This window comes from Rathayibacter sp. AY1D9, from assembly GCF_002932395.1.
In the GTDB taxonomy this organism is placed as follows: domain Bacteria; phylum Actinomycetota; class Actinomycetes; order Actinomycetales; family Microbacteriaceae; genus Rathayibacter.
In genome coordinates this window covers 21,354-36,820 of sequence record NZ_PSVQ01000036.1, presented here as the reverse complement: position 1 = coordinate 36,820, position 15,467 = coordinate 21,354, and the positions used below count along the sequence as shown (strand labels likewise).

Below are 15,467 nucleotides of genomic sequence, written 5' to 3'. Positions count from 1 at the left end.
GTGCCGCTCGACGGGATCGCCGTCGGCGTGGGTCAGCGCCGCCGCGCGGATCTCGCGGTCGCGGCCGGTGAGCCGCTGGGTCTCCTGCCGCCGGAACTCGCCCCACGAGGGCACCATGAACGTCTCCAGCTGCACGTCGGCCTCCTCCCCGCTCCGGTAGAGCGCCCACCGCGAGGCGCCGGTCCGGCGGCGGGAGCTCTCCAGCAGCCGCATGGCCGATCGGAAGTCCGCGAGGGAGTCGGGGCGGACCGTCCACGAGATCTGCACCATCACCGGCCCGTCCGTCGGCTCCGGCTCGAACACCAGCGTGGGCGTCGGCCACGACATCGAGATGCTGCGGTCGACGGTGCCCGTCCCCGGCAGCAGCGGCAGTACCCGCACGCTGGCCGCCACGAGGAGGAGCAGAGCGGCCGCCGCGGCGTACGCGGGCGCGGTGCCGAGCACCTGCGCGGCCAGGCCCCAGCCGATCGAGCCGACCGCCATGGTCCCCATGAAGACCAGGATGTAGATCGAGGCTCCGCGGGACCGCACCCACTGCGGCAGTGTGAGCTGCAGTGCCGCGTTCAGCACGGTGAGGGTGCCGATCCAGGCCAGCCCCGCGAGGACCAGCAGCAGCAGCGCCGGGACGAGGGGCAGGAAGGCCGCCGCGAGCGTCCCCGCCGCGAACAGCACGGCGCTCGCCCCGATGACGACGTCGTCCGAGAGCTTCCGGCGGGCGAGCGGCAGGGCGAAGACGCCGAGCACGGCACCGGCACCGAGGGCCCCGAGGAGGAAGCCGTAGCCGCTGGAGTCGAGCTGGAGGCGCTTCGCGGTGAGCGGCAGCAGCGCCCAGAGCGCACTGGCCGGCAGGGCGAAGAGCGCGGAGCGGAGGAGGATCCGGCGGACGAGGTGCGCGGAGGCGACGTACCGGATCCCTCCCTTCAGCGCGGCGCCGAACTGCTCGCGGTCGTCGAGGCCGGTCTGCGCCGGCCGCTTCCACCAGAGCAGAGCGAGCGCCGCGCCGATGAAGCTCAGGGCATTGATGCCGAAGACCACCGGAGCGCCGAACGCCGAGAGGACGACGCCCGCCAGGGCCGGGCCGACCGCGCGCGCGCCGTTCACCGTCACCCCTCCGAGGGCCGACGACGCCGCGATCAGGTTCCGGGGCACGAGCTCCGGCTGGATCGCCTGCCAGGCGGGCGAGGTCAGGGTGGAGGTGATGCCGAGGAGGAAGGTGAAGGCCAGGATCGTCCACGGCGTCAGCGCACCGACCGCCGCCACGACCGTCAGAGCCGCCGCCAGCAGCGCGCTGGCCGACGACCCCCAGATGAGCAGCCGCCGCCGGTCGAGCGAGTCGGCCAGCACGCCCGCGGGGAGGGCGACGAGGATCGAGGGCGCCAGGCTGGCCGTCTGCACGAGCGCGACGACCGCCGCGCCCGCGGCCGCCTCGACCAGGTACCACTGGGCTCCGACGGTCTGCATCCAGGTGCCGATGTTGCTGCCCAGCTGGGCGAACCACAGCACGCGGAAGGCGGTGATCGCCATGGGCGCCCAGGCCGACGGCTGCGCCGGCGCGGACGTCTGCGCCGGGGCGGCGGGAGCCGGAGCGACGTCCTCAGTCACGGGACACGGCCTGCCGCACCGAGAAGAGGTTGCCGAACGGGTCCAGCAGCTGGCACAGCCGCTCCCCCGTGAACACCGTCTTCGGACCGCGGTGGGCGACGGCGCCGTTCGCCGTCCAGTCGGCGACGACGGCGTCGACGTCGGGGACCGTCCAGTACGGGCTCGTGCCGTCGGGTCCGGGCCGGTTCAGCTCGTCCCGCTCGTGCAGCGTCAGGCGGGTGCCGTCCAGGTCGTAGGCCACGAGCGCCCCGCCGCGGACGACGGGCTCGCGCCCGAGCCGCGCCGAGTACCAGGCGACAGCGGCGTCGAGGTCGTCGACGAAGTAGAAGACGTTGCCGACTCCGGCGAACTCCGTCGTCGTCATGCGCGGGCCGGCGGGAGGGCGTCGCGGAGGAAGGCGAGCGAGGGGCCGATGGCCGCCTCCGTGTAGCCCTCGGCGTGACGGGTGCCCGGGATCAGCTGCAGCGTGCTGGCGACTCCGACCGCGGAGAGCGCCGCCTGCATGGCCTGCGCGTCGCTCACGGGGACGAACTCGCCGAGCGAGTTGGCCAGGAACACCGGCCCGCCGTCCGGGGAGGCGTGGCGCGTCGTGGAGGCGGCGGTGAGCAGCCCGCGGTCGCCCCCGACCTCGTTGAGGATCGTCCAGCGCAGGAAGGCGTCGTTCCGGCCGGTCTGGTTGATGTCGGCGCTCTTCATGGCGTCGAGGTCCTGCGTCGTCGGCGTGGCCGGGAGGTCGTCGGTCGCCTCGACGATGCCGAGGAGGTCGAACATCCCCGACCAGCTGACGGCGGGCCGGCCGGTGGCGATCGCGGCCTCCACGACCAGGTTCCCGCCCGCCGATCCACCGAAGAACGCCAGCCTGCTCCGGTCGAACGCCCACTCGGAGGCGACCGCCCACCGCTCCGCGGCGAGCACGTCGTCCCTGCTGGCCGGGAAGACCGAGTCCGGAGCCTCGCGGTAGTCCGCCGCGAACACGAGGTAGCCGGCGTCAACCAGCATCGTCGCGAGCGCCCGCTCCTTGCTCTTGTCCCCCCTGAACCACCCGCCGCCGTGGATCAGCACGACGGCCGGCCGAGCGGCGTCCTCGGCCGGGGACACCGACCTGCTGTACACGTCCAGCACCTGCGGCGACGACCCCCCTTCGACGTACGGAACCCCGATGCTCACTGACGGCTCGTCCGACACGGTGACCCCCTCCGGTCCAGATTCTCGACTGCAGTCAGACCGTAGGAGCCGGGGGCGGCGCGAGCCAGGCCCTGCCGGGGTCACCCAGGAGGGCGCCCGCAGGCCCGCCTCCCGCGGCGGCGCCGATCGCGACTAGCCTCGGAGGGTGTTCCTGACCGAGCCGTACGGCTTCCGCGACCGCTCCGCCCTCGACGAGCGCCGGGCCCTGCTCGAGGACGAGCCCTCGGTGCAGCCCCTCCGGGCGTTCCGCGAGGAGCTCCTCGCCCGGCGCACGCGCAGGCATCCGGGTGCCGTGGTGCCCGACTTCGACCCGGCCGAGGCCGGCGTCGAGGCGCGTGCGCTCATCGTGCTGGAGGCCCCGGGACCGATGTCGACCGGCCCCGACGGCTCCGGCTTCGTCTCGGTCGACAACGACGACGCGACCGCCGCCTCGACCTGGACCCTCCGCGACGAGGTCGGACTGCACGCCCGCACCCTGGTCTGGAACATCGTGCCGTGGCAGCTCGACGGCGTCCCCGACGCGGACGAGGTGCGGCAGGGCGCGATGGAGCTGCGCCGGCTCCTGCCGCTGCTCCCCGACCTGCGGGTCGTCGTCAACGCCGGGACCGCGCCGACCAGCGGCTGGAAGAAGAACATCGAGCCGTACCTGGTCGACGGCCCGACGGTCATCGACTCGTGGAGCCCCGGCCAGAGGGCGATGAGCCAGCCCCGCAAGCGCGACGAGCTGAAGCGCGCCTTCGAGCGCGCGACGCACCTGGTCGGCTGAGCCCCCGGGGCTCGGAGGCGTCACGAACGGTCGTCATCGGAGCCGGGAGGCGGCCCTTCGCGACGCCTCGACCGCCGGCGGACGGTCCGCTCAGGCCGAGCGGGCGTCCCGCAGCGCGTCGGCCGACTGCTGCGCGGCGCGGCGGACGTCGCGGTCCGGGTCGCGGAGCATGCCCGTCAGGACGGCCTCGACGCTCGCCGCGAACTCGCCCTTCGCGTCGCGACCGGAGGAGATCCCCGCCAGAGCGGCCGCCACGAGAGCGCGCGCTCCTGCCGCGCGGACCCGGGGGTGCTCGTCGGTGGTCAGGCGGGACAGCTTCTTCTGCCCGCCCAGCACGCGCTCGGCGCAGACGCGGGCGCACATCTCGCGGACGCGCCAGGAGGGGTTCGCGAGTCCGGCGGTCACCGCGTCGGCGGCGTCGTCGTCCCAGACGTAGAGGAGCGCGCGGGCACCCCAGAGCTCGGGCCAGTAGAGGGAGGGCGCTCCCTTGAGGATCCCGTCGGCGTGCTCGCCGCCCACGGTGAGGAGGAAGGACTCGCCCTCGTACCCGCCGGTGAGCAGGGCCGCGGATCGCAGAGCGACGTTGCGCTCCCCCTCGCGGGCGACCTGCGCGCGCAGGCGCTCCTCGAGCGGATCGGTGAGGGTGACGGTCGGTTCGTTGTCGCGTGCCATGAGGCTCCCGAGAGTACTCGCCCGCCCCGCGCCTTCGAAGACCCGCAGCGTTCGGCGCCGCGGCGGTCGGCCCTCTCCGTCCTGCGGCGATGGTCCGATCAGCACTCGTGCCACCTGCTGGTCGAGTGGCGCCGCAGGGACCACGGCTGAGGGACGCCTGGTAGATTCGATCCGATCGACCCCCTCCCAAGCCTCTCCGCGATGCTCACATGGGAGGGGCCTTTTTCTTCGGCACCGAGGTACTGCGATGGCACGGAAACCGAGCCTGTCGTGGAAGCAGCAGGTCCAGCTCCTCCGTGACCGCGGGCTCGGCATCGCCGACGGGGAGGCCTGCACGAGCTACATGGCCGCGCAGAACTACTACCGCTTCTCCGGGTACGCCCGCTACTTCCAGCGGGCTCCGCACGACGGGGACGACTCGTTCGCGGACGGAGTCTCGTTCGAGGACGTCCGAGCGGTCTGCGACGCAGATGAAGCGCTGCGGCAGAGCCTGCGTGCTCGACTGGCCCGTGCCGAGATCCTTCTCCGCAGCCGTACGGCTCATGTCATCGCTCGTGAGCATCGCTCGTGAGCACGGCCCGTACGAGTGCTCTCTCGAGAAGAGCTTCTACTCCGAGTCTCCGAACGCGGAGTCGACAGTCGATTCGTGCCTCCGCGACATCGAGCGCAGCAGGGAACGGCATGTCCTCCGCTTCACGGAGCTCCCCGGCGGCAGGGGCGCGGCCGCCTTCGGCGAGCTACCGGTGTGGTCGGCCGTCGAGGCCTGGTCCTTCGGAACTCTGTCGAGATGCATCGAGCGAGGGGCACGAGGATCGCTTGCGGGGGACGTCGCGTCCGGTCTGGGAGTCGCCCGAGCCGGTTTCGCCTACCGGGTCCGCGCACTCGTCTACCTGCGCAACCGGTGCGCTCACCACAGCCGGCTCTGGAACCACTCCGTGATCGATGCGGGCCCCACGCCCAACAACGTCCGCGCGAAGGCGAAACGTCTCGCCGGGCAGTTCACTCCGCGCTCGGTCGTGGACGTCATCGCTTCGTTGGACGACATCCTCCTACGAGGAGCGGACGCGGCCCCGATCCTTCCGGAGCTCGTCGCCGAGCATTCCCTGCACGACGTGTTCTGGCGAGGGCTCACGACGCCCCGGAGCCCCCTCGATCATCGAGGACCGCAGTGAGAGCGACGCGACCGGGACGGTCCCGCCCGCCCCGCGCCACGGCGGATCCGGCAGCGGAACGGACGATGCCCGCCCGCTCAGGAGGCGCCCACCGGGAGGTCGGCCCCGCCTGACTATGCTGGTGCCACCCCCGGCAGCCGAGCCCTCTGAGCCTCGTCCGCGTCGGGGTGGCGCGGCTCACCCGCCCGGGGAGCGGAGGAGGTCCTCTCATGGCCGATCGGCCGAACCTCCGCCATGTCGCGGCGGTCGCGGGCGTCTCGCACATGACCGTGTCGCGCGTGCTCAGCGGGCACCCCAACATCAAGGAGTCGACCCGCCAGAAGGTCCTCGAGGCGGTCGACGAGCTCAACTACCGGCCGAACATCGCCGCCCGCTCCCTCGTCACGCAGCGCACCGACCGCATCGGCGTGATGATCGAGAGCGGCGCCGAGTACGGGCCGTCGAGCACCCTCCGCGCGATCGAGCGCGCCGCCCGCGAGAAGGGGTACTCGATCACCTCCGTCGCGCTGCGGCCGGACCTCGAGATGACCCCCACCGACGCGATCGCCCACCTGATGGGCCTCGGGATCGACGCGCTCTGCGTGATCGCGCCGCGCTCCTCCTCCGTGGCGACCCTCCGCACCGTCGAGATCGGCGTGCCGACGCTCGTGGTGAAGAGCGACAAGGATCCGAGCTTCCTCACCGTCTCGGTCGACCAGCAGGCCGGCATGTTCCAGGCCGTCGACCACCTGGGCAACCTCGGCCACCGCGACGTGCTGCACCTCTCCGGCCCCCTCGACTGGCTCGACGCGCGCGCCCGCGAGCGCGCCTTCCACAGCCGCGCGAAGTCGTGGGGGATGCACGAGCGCCCCATCGTCATCGGCGACTGGACCCCGGACTCCGGGTACGACTTCGCCGCGAGCCTGCAGTCGGTGCCCGACTTCACCGCGATGGTCGTCGCGAACGACGAGATGGCGCTCGGAGTGATCCACGGCCTCGTCGAGCGCGGGATCCGCGTGCCCGAGGACATGAGCATCGTCGGCTTCGACGACCTGCCCACCGCCCGCCACTTCCTCCCGCCGCTGACGACGGTCCGCCAGGACTTCGACAAGCTCGGGACGACGGTCGCCGAGGTGATCCACGCGAGGATCCGCGGCCAGGAGATCCCGCAGCGCACCCGGATCCCCACGGAGCTGGTGATCCGCTCCTCCACGGCCGCTCCCCGATCGTGACCCTCCTGTTCCCGTCCCGCCGCATGCGCTCGCGTATCATCGGCGGCAGCCCCTGGCACGCCGGACCCTGACGGCGCGCCGCACACGAACCGAGGACGGCACGTGGCGATCTCATCGAGGACGACCCGGAGCTCCGCGGCACCCGTCGTCGAGATGACCGGCATCCGCGTCTCCTTCGCCTCCGGACCCGCTCTGAAGGACGGGAACCTGCGGCTGATGCCGGGCGAGATCCACGGGCTGATGGGCGAGAACGGCGCGGGCAAGTCCACGCTGATCAAGACGCTCACCGGCATCCACCAGCCCGACGCGGGCGAGATCCTCGTCGACGGCGTCGCCCGGCGCTTCAGCGGCCCGGCGGAGGCGAAGGCAGCGGGCATCACGGCCGTGTTCCAGGACGAGCGCCTCACCGACAACCTCAGCATCGGCGAGAACGTGATGCTCGGACACGAGGTCCGCGGCCGCTTCGGCATCTCCTGGTCGCGCACCCACCACCGCGCGGCCGAGATGCTCGCCGAGCTGGGCCTGGAGGACCTCGACCCGCACCTGCCGCTGCGCTCGCTCTCGCCGGCGATCCGCCAGCTTGTCGCGATCAGCCGCGCGATGGTCGACCGTCCGCGCGTGCTCGTGCTCGACGAGCCCACCTCCAGCCTCGACCTCAGCGACGTGGCCCGCCTCTTCACGGTGCTGCGGAGGCTGCGCGACCAGGGCGTCGCGATCCTGTTCGTCTCGCACTTCCTCGAGCAGGTCCTCACCCTCAGCGACCGGCTGACGGTGCTCCGCGACGGCGGCACCGTCGGCGAGTACCCGGCGCACACCATGGACCGCGCCGAGCTGATCGCGAAGATGATCGGCAAGGACATCGATGCGCTGCGGCAGATCGGCTCCGACCGCCGCGAGCACCGCCGCCAGCCGGTCGGCCCGGCGATCTACCGCGCGCACGGGATCGGCCGCCGCGGCGCCGTGGGCCCGACCGATCTGGAGCTGCACCGCGGCGAGATCGTGGGCTTCGCGGGCCTGCGCGGCTCGGGGCGCACCGAGCTGGCGTCGCTCGTGAGCGGAGTCGAGAAGCCGGACACCGGCGAGGTGCTGATCGACGGCGAGCCCGCCCACATCTCCGACCCGGTGTCGGGCCTGCGCCACCGCATCGCCCACTCGAGCGAGAACCGCCGCGAGGACGGGATCATCGGCGACCTCTCCCTCCGCGAGAACCTCGTGCTGGGCCTGCAGGCTCTGCGCGGCTGGGCGCACCCGCTCTCGGCCGCCGAGACCGACACCCTGGTGCGCACCTACGTCGAGGCGCTCAACATCTCGCCGGCCGACCCGGACATCCCGGTGAAGTACCTCTCCGGAGGCAACCAGCAGAAGGTGGTCCTCGCGCGGTGGCTCGCGACCCGTCCGCGGCTGCTCGTGCTCGACGAGCCGGCGCGCGGGATCGACGTGGCGTCGAAGGTCGAGATCCAGGCGCACATCGCGCAGCTCGCGAAGGAGGGGGTGACCGTCGTCTACATCTCGTCCGAGCTGGAGGAGGTGGTGCGCCTCAGCGACCGCATCGTCGTGTTCAAGGACCGCGAGAAGATCGGCGAGGTCAGCAACGGCCCCTGGCTCACCGTCGACACGATCGTCGAGATGATCGCCGCCGACCGCGACGACGACCTCGACGACGACGACGACTGACCTCCCCCGCCGGCCGAGCGGCCGCACCGTCCACCGGGTCTCGATGAGCCGTCCGGGCTGCTCGACCGCCAGGACCTCGGCGCGCCGGCGGGTCCCGCTCGGGCGCCGGGCCTGCGAGGATCCGGGGGTGGACGATCAGCGACCGGACGAGCTCGCGGAGCTGCAGCGGCGCGCCTACGGCCGAGGCTCCGACATCGAGCGGGACCCCGGCGCGCTCGCCCGGCTCTCCGCGCTCGAGGCCCGCGTCCGTCCCGCCCTCGGCACCGCACTGCCGGACGCGGTGGTTCCCGCGGTCTCCGGGGACGCGGCGCCGGAGGACGCGGCACCTTCCGCGGACGCCTCCGCCGACGAGGAGTCCGACCCCCTCGGCCACGTCCCGCCCCGCCGCTCCCGTCGGCGCGGCCTCCTCCTCCTCGCCGCGCTGGCCGCGACGGCCGCCGTCGCCGCGGGGGCCACCCTCCTCGCCACCGCCGAGGACGGACAGCCCGGCCGCGAGGTCGCCGTGCTGCCGCTGTCGAACGGCACCGACCTCCCCGGCTGGGAGGGACTGGGGTTCGACGGATCGGTCACCACCGAGGACTTCGGCGGGCTCACCGTCGTGCGGCAGAGCCTGCCCGCCGACACGGGGCTCACCGTCGTCCGGCAGCGCCGCTCCTCGAGCGCCGGCTCGTGCCTCTCCATCGTGCGGACCGCCGAGCCGCAGGACGGCCTGTTCTTCCAGGGCTGCACGGCCGGAGCGTTCCCCGCGGTCGCGCAGTTCACCGTGACGTCGGCGGCGCCGGAGGCCCTACGCGAGCGGTTCCCGATCGGCACGTCCCTGCGGTTCGCCCTCGAGGGCGACGAGATCCGCGTCCGATCCGACACACCTTGACCACTCAGATCCCCGTCCGTCCGTGCGGATCGCCCACCTTCTTCGACTCGCTCGACCCGCGCTCGCGCAGGAACACGGCGAGCGCCGCCATGCTGCCCACCGCGAGGAACTCCGACTGCCAGTTCTGGAGCGTCCGGTTCCAGAAGTCGGCGGAGGAGACGTAGCCGAGCCAGTCGACGGGCGCCTCCAGGCTCGTCAGCTGCTCCTCGTTGTAGGCCACGACGCCCGTCACCGACTGCGCCGCCCAGGACAGCAGGAACACCGCCCCCATCACCAGCAGCAGCGAGTGCGAGAACAGCGCCTGCCGCAGGCCGCCGGCGGACGCCGAGGGCGGCGAGTCGTCCTCCGCGGACGCCCCCGCCTTCTGCTGCTCGTCGGTCTCGAGGCCCTCCTCGCCCACCCGCTTCGACTCGGGCGAGCCGCGCTGCACGAGCCAGACGGTCGCGCCGATGTAGAGGAAGAACTGGAGGTACTCCGACTGCCAGTTCTCGGCGACGTCGATCGCGAAGTCGGAGGAGGTGACGAAGCGCCAGTAGCCGACCTCCCGCAGCCCCTCCGCTGTCTGGGTGTCGTTGTAGGCGGCGAGCCCGGCGAACGACTGCCCGGCGAGAGCGAGCAGGAAGATCGCGAGGAAGAACAGCGAGAGCCCGTTCTCGCGCAGGAAGCGGCGCATCCGGCTCACCTCCCGAGGATCCCGACGGCGAAGAACCCGATCAGGCCGAGCACGATCACGGCGTAGTACAGGGCGGAAGCGGTGCGCACGTCAGCTCCCGTCCAGGACGCAGTCGAAGGGCGCGTCCGCCACCGGCGTGCACCCCGCCGCGCGCACCAGCCAGCCGTCGTCGCCCGGGGTGAGGAACACCGCGCTGCCGCCGGAGCGCACGATCGCCGCCCGGCCGTAGACCTCGGCGTCCCCTGCTCCGTCTTCCGCGATCCCGAGCTCCAGCACGCCGCCGGGGCAGTCGCCCTACCGGTCCTCCACGGCCTCGCGGGCGGAATCGGTGAGCAGCGCGCACGCCGCGCGGCCGTCGCCGTCGGCGAGCGCGGAGAGGAAGGCGTCGGCCGCGCGGCGGGCCGCCGTGCCGTCCGCGGAGCATCCGCAGAGCGCGAGCACGAGGGCCGCCGTCGCGGCCGTCACGGGGACGGAGCGCGATCGAGGGAGCATCATGGCCAGGGAAGCTACTCCCGGGCCCGACCACCGGGCAGAGGGTTGCCATCGGGCCCTGCGGGCCCCGCGACCGGATCGTTACCGAAGCGCACCGCCGTGCTGTTGCGTCACAAGAATTGTTCACGGTAACATTTCGACGTGGCGCTGCTTCGGCCGGCGCCCACTGCACATCCTGCACTCACCGCACCTCGGGCCGCTAGGCCCGCATTCGAGGCCCTTCGGGGTCCACCATCTCGGGCACTCTCTTCGTGCCCGCGATCTCAAGGAGGAGATCTATGTCCAAGACGAGGCGTATCGGCCAGTTCCTGGGTTTCGCAGCAGTCGGCGCACTCGCGTTCGGACTCGCGGGCTGCTCGGGCGGTTCCGGCACCGATTCGGGCTCCGGCTCGAGCGGTGACCTCACCACCATCGGCTTCGTGGCCGTCGGCCCCGAGGGCGCGTGGCGCCAGGCGAACGAGACCAACATCGAGGACACGTTCACCAAGGACGCCGGCTTCGACCTGAAGTACGCACCCGCCACCAACGGAGACCAGAAGTCGCAGATCGACTCCTTCACCTCCTTCGTGGACGAGGGCGTCGACATCATCCTGCTCTCCGCCACGGAGGGCTCCGGCTGGGAGGACTCGCTCGAGCGCGCCCAGGAGGCCGAGATCCCGGTCATCCTGATCGACCGCGGCATCGAGCCGGACAACACCGACCTCTACGTGACCCGCATCGCGCCGGACAACATCGCGGTCAGCACCTCGGTCGCCGACTGGGCCAAGACCACCTTCCCGAGCGGCGCGAAGTACTTCACGCTCGAGGGCCCCGCGGGCGTCTCGGTCGTCAACGAGCGCAACGAAGGCTGGGACGAGGTCATCGGCGCCGACTCGAAGTTCACCAAGATCGGCGCACAGACCGCGAACTGGTCCACCGAAGAGGCCAAGAGCGTCTTCGAGACCGTCCTGAAGTCGAACAACAACGACGTCCAGCTGGTCTTCGCACAGAACGACGAGATGGGCCTCGGCGCTGTCCAGGCCGTCCAGGAGGCCGGCCTCACCCCCGGCACCGACGTCAAGATCGCCACGATCGACGGCACCAAGAACGCCCTGCAGGCGCTGGCCGACGGCGAGCTGAGCTTCGTCGCCGAGTACAACCCGCTGTTCGGCGAGACCGCCCTCGACGCGGTCGAGAAGACCCTGGCCGGCGAGACGGTCGAGTCCTCGATCGTCGTCCCGAGCGAGACCTTCGACTCGCCCGAGGCCGCCACCACCGCGCTGCCCGACCGCAAGTTCTAGTCGCTCAGCACCACTGGTCGCCCGGCGTCGTCCTCGACGCGGCACCACTCCCCCGGAGCGACCGGGGCCGGCTCTCCGCCGGCCCCGGTCGCTCCGACCCTTCGGCGCACCTGTTCGGCTGCGCCCCGCTCGAGAACGGAACGACGCGACATGACAGGTTCGCCTCCGATCGTCGAGATGAAGAACATCTCGATCAGCTTCCCCGGCGTGAAAGCCCTCGACGGCGTCGACTTCCGCCTGTTCCCGGGCGAGGTCCACACCCTCATGGGTGAGAACGGCGCCGGCAAGTCCACGCTCATCAAGGCCCTCACCGGCGTCTACCGCATCGACAGCGGAGACATCGTGATCGACGGGGAGACCCGTCGCCTGACCGGCACCGCCGACTCGCAGGCCGCGGGCATCTCCACCGTGTACCAGGAGGTCAACCTGGTCACGAACCTCTCCATCGGAGAGAACGTGATGCTCGGCTACGAGGTCCGCGGACCCTTCGGCATCAACTGGAAGGCCACACACCAGGCCGCGAAGGTCGCGCTCGAGAAGCTCGGCCTCGGCCACCTCAACACGCGCCAGTCGCTCGCCTCGCTCTCGATCGCGATGCAGCAGCTGGTCGCGATCAGCCGCTCGACGGTGAGCGACTCCAAGGTGCTCATCCTCGACGAGCCGACCTCGAGCCTGGACGCGAACGAGGTCGAGAACCTCTTCGTCGTCATCCGCCGCCTCCGTGCGGAGGGCGTCGCGATCCTCTTCGTCTCGCACTTCCTCGACCAGGTCTACGCGATCAGCGACCGCCTGACGGTGCTGCGCAACGGCACCTTCGTCGGCGAGTACCTGACCCACGAGCTCGACCGCACCTCGCTGATCTCGAAGATGATCGGCAAGGACATCGCAGCGCTGCGCTCCCTCGACTCCGAGCGCGAGAGCCAGGACCACCTCTACCGCGACGCCCCGCTCTACACCGCGAAGGGCATCGGCAAGAAGGGCTCCATCGAGAGCACCGACCTGACGCTGCACCGCGGCGAGGTCGTCGGCTTCGCCGGGCTCCTCGGCTCCGGCCGCACCGAGCTCGCGCGCCTGATCTACGGCGTCGACAAGCCCGACACCGGCGAGATCACGATGCACGGCAAGAAGATCGACGTCCCGACGCCGACCGCCGGTCTCGCCCACAAGATCGCGTTCTCGAGCGAGAACCGCCGCGACGAGGGCATCATCCGCGACCTCTCGGTCCGCGAGAACCTCATCCTCGGCGTGCAGGCCAAGCGCGGCTGGGCCCGCCCCCTCTCCAAGAAGGAGAAGGACGAGATCGTCGGCAAGTACCTCGTCGAGCTCAACGTGCGCCCGGCCGACCCCGACCGCCCGATCAGCAAGCTCTCCGGCGGCAACCAGCAGAAGGTCCTCCTCGGCCGCTGGCTCGCCACCGCCCCCGAGATCCTCATCCTCGACGAGCCGACCCGCGGCATCGACGTCGGGGCGAAGGCCGAGATCCAGGAGAAGGTCGTCGCCCTCGCCGGCGAGGGCGTCGCCGTGGTCTTCATCTCGTCCGAGCTCGACGAGGTCGTCCGTCTCAGCGACCGCATCATCGTCCTGAAGGACCACCGCGTGATCGCGGAGATCCTCAACGGTCCCGCTGTCACTGCGGAGTCGATCGTCACTACCATCGCCGCAGAGGGAGTCGTCGACGAGGACGTCGTCGTCCTCGAGAGCGCCACGCAGGAGGCCGCATCATGAGCAGCGACACCCGACCCGCCCGGGGATCCGTCCTCGGCGGGATCATCCGCCGCCAGTACTTCTGGGGAGTCGTGGCGATCGCGCTGCTCCTCCTCGTCAACGTCGTCAAGGACCCGGGCTACCTGGCCGTCTCGGTCAGCCCGACCACCGGCTACCTCGTCGGCAACGTCATCGACATCGCCCGCGCCGCCGCTCCGATCCTGATGATCGCCGTCGGCATGTGCCTGGTCGTCGCGACCGGGGGCATCGACCTCTCGGTCGGCTCGATCATGGTCGTCGCCGGCGCCGTCTCGATGGAGTTCCTCAACTCCGCGGGAGCGCCGGACTCGCTCGGCGCCGCAGCGGGAGCCTTCGCGCTCGCCCTCCTGGTGGCCGCCGTGCTCGGAGCCGTGAACGGCGTCCTGGTCTCGGTGGTGGGCCTCCAGCCCTTCATCAGCACGCTGGTCGTGATGCTCGCGGGCCGCGGCCTGGCGAAGGTCATCACCGGCGGCCAGAACACCGCCGCCACCAACGAGCCCTTCCGCTGGCTCGCGAACGGGTACGTCTTCGGGCTCCCGGTCGTGTTCCTCCTCGCCATCGCCATCGTCGTGGTCGTCGGAGTCCTGGTGCGCCGCAGCGCCCTCGGCCTGATGATCGAGGCCATCGGCATGGACCCGAAGGCGGCCCGCCTCGCGGGCATCAACCGCCGGGGCCTGCTGATGACCGCCTACATCGGCAGCGGCATCCTCGCCGGAGTCGCGGGCGTGTTCGCCACGGCGAGCGTGATGACGGTCGACGTCTCGCGCACCGGCTACCAGCTCGAGCTCGACGCGATCCTCGCGGTCGTCATCGGCGGCACCTCGCTCGCCGGCGGCAAGTTCAACATCACCGGTGCCGCCGTGGGCGCGATCCTGATCGCCACCCTCGACAAGACCGTCGTGTTCCTCGGAGTCTCGTCCTCCGCGACGCCCGCCTTCAAGGCGATCGTCATCGTCGCGCTCTGCCTCCTGCAGTCCGAGCGCGTCCGCTCCGCCTTCAAGTCCCGTCGCGAGGCGCGCCGCAGCGTCCCGCAGAAAGAGGCGATCCCCGCATGAGTGCCGTGATGACCCGCTCCGCCCCTCCGGCGAGCACCAAGCGCACCTCCGGGGCGCGCGGCTGGCTGAGCCAGCACCTGGACAAGCTGCCCACCCTGGCCGCGCTGATCATCTTCTTCGGGATGATCGTCTACGGCGAGGCCGCCTACGGCCGGATCCTGCAGGCGAGCACGATCTCGAACCTGCTGGTCAACAACGCGCACCTGATCATCCTCGCCGTGGGCCTCACCTTCGTGATCCTCACCGGCGGCATCGACCTCTCGGTCGGCGCGGTGATCGCGTTCAGCAGCGTGAGCGGCGTGCTCCTGATCAACGCCGGCTGGAACCCCTGGCTCGTGATGGTCCTGATGGTCGTGATCGGCGCCCTGTTCGGCGTGATCTCCGGCGTCCTGATCCAGTACTTCAACGTGCAGCCGTTCATCGCGACGCTCGCGATGATGTTCCTGGCCCGCGGTCTCGCCTCCATGCTGAGCACCGTCCCGGAGCGCCTCCCCGAGGACTCGGCCGTGCTGAGCCTGGCCACGCCGATCAAGCTGATCGACGGCCCCAAGGTCAACGACTTCGTCATCAGCCCCGGCGTGATCATCGCGATCCTCGTCGTGGCCGGCGCGTTCTTCGTGCTCCACCGCACCCGCCTGGGCCGCACGGTCTACGCGATGGGCGGCTCCGAGCAGTCGGCGGCCCTGATGGGCCTCCCGGTGGTGCGGACCAAGCTGTTCATCTACATCATCAGCGGCACGCTCGCCGGTCTCGCCGGTGTGGTCTACACCGCCCGCCTCGGCAGCGCGCAGAACATCACCGGCACCGGCTGGGAGCTCGACGCCATCGCGGCGACCGTCATCGGCGGCACGCTGCTCACCGGCGGTGTCGGCTTCGTGCTCGGCTCGGTGGTCGGCGCCCTGGTGCTCGGACTGATGAACGTCCTGATCACCCGCGACGGCGGCATCCCGCCGGAGGCGACCACGATCATCACCGGAGGCATCCTCCTGGTCTTCGTCCTCCTCCAGCGCGCCGTCATGGCCCGCAGCAAGACCTGACCGGGCTCCCGCCCGATCTCCCCCGGCGCCCCCT

17 protein-coding genes are annotated in these 15,467 nt (G+C 71.5%); 10 read left to right on the top strand and 7 right to left on the bottom strand.

From position 1 onward, the window contains the following. The 3 genes from C5C50_RS13595 to C5C50_RS13585 form a co-directional block, all read right to left on the bottom strand. On the bottom strand, window positions 1-1,602 hold a 1,602-nt coding region (locus tag C5C50_RS13595; protein WP_258067766.1), incomplete at its 3' end, for an MFS transporter. After that, window positions 1,595-1,966, bottom strand: coding sequence for a VOC family protein (locus C5C50_RS13590; protein WP_104261076.1), 372 nt, complete (start codon window positions 1,964-1,966; stop codon window positions 1,595-1,597). The genes C5C50_RS13590 and C5C50_RS13595, both read right to left, overlap by 8 nt. Then, the gene (locus tag C5C50_RS13585) at window positions 1,963-2,700 is read right to left on the bottom strand and encodes an alpha/beta hydrolase (protein ID WP_159940689.1); all 738 of its coding nucleotides are present in this window, start codon (window positions 2,698-2,700) and stop codon (window positions 1,963-1,965) included. Before C5C50_RS13585 ends, C5C50_RS13590 begins: the two co-directional genes overlap by 4 nt. 232 nt (window positions 2,701-2,932) lie before the next feature. On the opposite strand from C5C50_RS13585, the gene C5C50_RS13580 reads away from it, so the two are divergent. Further along, window positions 2,933-3,553 carry a hypothetical protein gene (locus tag C5C50_RS13580; RefSeq protein WP_104261075.1) on the top strand — a complete coding sequence of 207 codons (621 nt, stop codon included), beginning with the start codon at window positions 2,933-2,935 and terminating at the stop codon, window positions 3,551-3,553. Between the two features lie 90 nt (window positions 3,554-3,643). Here C5C50_RS13580 and C5C50_RS13575 read toward each other — a convergent pair whose 3' ends face one another. Beyond that, complete coding sequence (locus C5C50_RS13575) at window positions 3,644-4,225, bottom strand: HEAT repeat domain-containing protein (RefSeq protein ID WP_244230570.1); 582 nt, start codon at window positions 4,223-4,225, stop codon at window positions 3,644-3,646. A 247-nt stretch (window positions 4,226-4,472) separates the two neighbouring features. On the opposite strand from C5C50_RS13575, the gene C5C50_RS17380 reads away from it, so the two are divergent. From C5C50_RS17380 to C5C50_RS13555, 5 genes are all read left to right on the top strand, one after another. After that, window positions 4,473-4,796, top strand: coding sequence for an Abi family protein (locus C5C50_RS17380; RefSeq protein WP_258067765.1), 324 nt, complete (start codon window positions 4,473-4,475; stop codon window positions 4,794-4,796). Further along, window positions 4,768-5,397, top strand: a complete 630-nt coding sequence (locus C5C50_RS13570) for an Abi family protein (protein WP_258067764.1) — start codon at window positions 4,768-4,770, stop codon at window positions 5,395-5,397. Before C5C50_RS17380 ends, C5C50_RS13570 begins: the two co-directional genes overlap by 29 nt. 209 nt (window positions 5,398-5,606) lie before the next feature. Then, window positions 5,607-6,608 (top strand): LacI family DNA-binding transcriptional regulator, encoded by a 1,002-nt coding sequence (locus C5C50_RS13565; RefSeq protein WP_104222399.1) that lies wholly within the window; start codon window positions 5,607-5,609, stop codon window positions 6,606-6,608. Between the two features lie 153 nt (window positions 6,609-6,761). Continuing rightward, window positions 6,762-8,282, top strand: a complete 1,521-nt coding sequence (locus C5C50_RS13560; protein WP_104273676.1) for a sugar ABC transporter ATP-binding protein — start codon at window positions 6,762-6,764, stop codon at window positions 8,280-8,282. Window positions 8,283-8,409: 127 nt separating this feature from the next. Beyond that, window positions 8,410-9,153 carry a hypothetical protein gene (locus C5C50_RS13555; protein WP_104273675.1) on the top strand — a complete coding sequence of 248 codons (744 nt, stop codon included), beginning with the start codon at window positions 8,410-8,412 and terminating at the stop codon, window positions 9,151-9,153. Between the two features lie 4 nt (window positions 9,154-9,157). On the opposite strand, the gene C5C50_RS13550 is transcribed toward C5C50_RS13555, so the two are convergent. From C5C50_RS13550 to C5C50_RS13540, 3 genes are all read right to left on the bottom strand, one after another. Continuing rightward, window positions 9,158-9,826, bottom strand: a complete 669-nt coding sequence (locus C5C50_RS13550) for a DUF6766 family protein (RefSeq protein WP_104273674.1) — start codon at window positions 9,824-9,826, stop codon at window positions 9,158-9,160. Window positions 9,827-9,916: 90 nt separating this feature from the next. Beyond that, window positions 9,917-10,102, bottom strand: coding sequence for a hypothetical protein (locus tag C5C50_RS13545; protein ID WP_104222396.1), 186 nt, complete (start codon window positions 10,100-10,102; stop codon window positions 9,917-9,919). Window positions 10,103-10,120: 18 nt separating this feature from the next. Further along, window positions 10,121-10,321 (bottom strand): hypothetical protein, encoded by a 201-nt coding sequence (locus C5C50_RS13540; protein WP_104261073.1) that lies wholly within the window; start codon window positions 10,319-10,321, stop codon window positions 10,121-10,123. 275 nt (window positions 10,322-10,596) lie between these two features. Here C5C50_RS13540 and C5C50_RS13535 point away from each other — a divergent pair, with 275 nt between their 5' ends. The 4 genes from C5C50_RS13535 (at window position 10,597) to C5C50_RS13520 (ending at window position 15,433) form a co-directional block, all read left to right on the top strand. Next, window positions 10,597-11,598 carry an ABC transporter substrate-binding protein gene (locus C5C50_RS13535; protein WP_104247802.1) on the top strand — a complete coding sequence of 334 codons (1,002 nt, stop codon included), beginning with the start codon at window positions 10,597-10,599 and terminating at the stop codon, window positions 11,596-11,598. 150 nt (window positions 11,599-11,748) lie between these two features. Continuing rightward, the gene (locus C5C50_RS13530) at window positions 11,749-13,323 is read left to right on the top strand and encodes a sugar ABC transporter ATP-binding protein (RefSeq protein ID WP_104222393.1); all 1,575 of its coding nucleotides are present in this window, start codon (window positions 11,749-11,751) and stop codon (window positions 13,321-13,323) included. Beyond that, window positions 13,320-14,396: an ABC transporter permease gene (locus tag C5C50_RS13525; RefSeq protein ID WP_104273673.1), complete on the top strand. Its 1,077-nt coding sequence runs from the start codon at window positions 13,320-13,322 to the stop codon at window positions 14,394-14,396. The genes C5C50_RS13530 and C5C50_RS13525 overlap by 4 nt, the downstream gene beginning before the upstream one ends. After that, entirely contained in the window at window positions 14,393-15,433 is a 1,041-nt protein-coding gene (locus tag C5C50_RS13520; protein ID WP_104222391.1) for a sugar ABC transporter permease, read from the top strand. Before C5C50_RS13525 ends, C5C50_RS13520 begins: the two co-directional genes overlap by 4 nt. Window positions 15,434-15,467: the final 34 nt, after the last annotated feature.

Coding starts and splice junctions, on each gene's coding strand:
- C5C50_RS13575 (WP_244230570.1), bottom strand. CDS start 4,225: ATGGCACGCGACAACGAACCGACCGTCACCCTCACCGATCCGCTCGAG.
- C5C50_RS17380 (WP_258067765.1), top strand. CDS start 4,473: ATGGCACGGAAACCGAGCCTGTCGTGGAAGCAGCAGGTCCAGCTCCTC.
- C5C50_RS13530 (WP_104222393.1), top strand. CDS start 11,749: ATGACAGGTTCGCCTCCGATCGTCGAGATGAAGAACATCTCGATCAGC.
- C5C50_RS13570 (WP_258067764.1), top strand. CDS start 4,768: ATGTCATCGCTCGTGAGCATCGCTCGTGAGCACGGCCCGTACGAGTGC.
- C5C50_RS13565 (WP_104222399.1), top strand. CDS start 5,607: ATGGCCGATCGGCCGAACCTCCGCCATGTCGCGGCGGTCGCGGGCGTC.
- C5C50_RS13590 (WP_104261076.1), bottom strand. CDS start 1,966: ATGACGACGACGGAGTTCGCCGGAGTCGGCAACGTCTTCTACTTCGTC.
- C5C50_RS13560 (WP_104273676.1), top strand. CDS start 6,762: ATGACCGGCATCCGCGTCTCCTTCGCCTCCGGACCCGCTCTGAAGGAC.
- C5C50_RS13525 (WP_104273673.1), top strand. CDS start 13,320: ATGAGCAGCGACACCCGACCCGCCCGGGGATCCGTCCTCGGCGGGATC.
- C5C50_RS13550 (WP_104273674.1), bottom strand. CDS start 9,826: ATGCGCCGCTTCCTGCGCGAGAACGGGCTCTCGCTGTTCTTCCTCGCG.
- C5C50_RS13520 (WP_104222391.1), top strand. CDS start 14,393: ATGAGTGCCGTGATGACCCGCTCCGCCCCTCCGGCGAGCACCAAGCGC.
- C5C50_RS13540 (WP_104261073.1), bottom strand. CDS start 10,321: ATGATGCTCCCTCGATCGCGCTCCGTCCCCGTGACGGCCGCGACGGCG.
- C5C50_RS13535 (WP_104247802.1), top strand. CDS start 10,597: ATGTCCAAGACGAGGCGTATCGGCCAGTTCCTGGGTTTCGCAGCAGTC.